The following is a 1034-nucleotide window of genomic DNA, read 5'->3' as shown; positions in this document are numbered from 1 at the left end:
GCTTTATCGGTATAATCAAGAACTTTATTTACGGCATCATAAGTTACAACTCCGTCAGTCTTGGCTGCAACTGCGCTAACCGCATCTTTTACTGCCTGATCCGCTAATAAATCTGCAATATTTGCTTTTACATCTCCTATTACATTAATTATAACTGGTTTTAATTCCTCATTTAAATACGTATACTCTCCTTTTCCATTTGAAGTTATACTCGTGATCGTTTGATTCTTTTTAACAATAGCATCTAAATCAACCTTTTGTGCAATTCCTGCTTTATCGGTATAATCAAGAACTTTATTTACGGCATCATAAGTTACAACTCCGTCAGTCTTGGCTGCAACTGCGCTAACCGCATCTTTTACTGCCTGATCCGCTAATAAATCTGCAATATTTGCTTTTACATCTCCTATTACATTAATTATAACTGGTTTTAATTCCTCATTTAAATACGTATACTCTCCTTTTCCATTTGAAGTTATACTCGTGATCGTTTGATTCTTTTTAACAATAGCATCTAAATCAACCTTTTGTGCAATTCCTGCTTTATCGGTATAATCAAGAACTTTATTTACGGCATCATAAGTTACAACTCCGTCAGTCTTGGCTGCAACTGCGCTAACGGCATCTTTTACTGCCTGATCCGCTAAGATGTCTGCAATATTTGCTTTTACATCTCCTATTACATTAATGGTAACTGGTTTTAATTCCTCATTTAAATACGTATACTCTCCTTTTCCATTTGAAGTTATACTCGTGATCGTTTGATTCTTTTTAACAATAGCATCTAAATCAACCTTTTGTGCAATTCCTGCTTTATCGGTATAATCAAGAACTTTATTTACGGCATCATAAGTTACAACTCCGTCAGTCTTGGCTGCAACTGCGCTAACGGCATCTTTTACTGCCTGATCCGCTAATAAATCTGCAATATTTGCTTTTACATCTCCTATTACATTAATTATAACTGGTTTTAATTCCTCATTTAAATACGTATACTCTCCTTTTCCATTTGAAGTTATACTTGTGATCGTTTG

At 34.6% G+C, this 1034-nt stretch carries 1 protein-coding gene; it reads right to left on the bottom strand.

The annotated features are described in order from the left end of the window. Nucleotides 1-1034, bottom strand: a 1034-nt coding sequence (locus AC1RYN_RS02285; protein ID WP_481805678.1) for a hypothetical protein, incomplete at both ends; no start/stop codon positions are given.

The organism is Flavobacterium sp. TC780, from assembly GCF_056783245.1.
The sequence above is the reverse complement of the archived record's forward strand: the minus strand, read 5'-3'. Positions and strand labels throughout refer to the sequence as shown.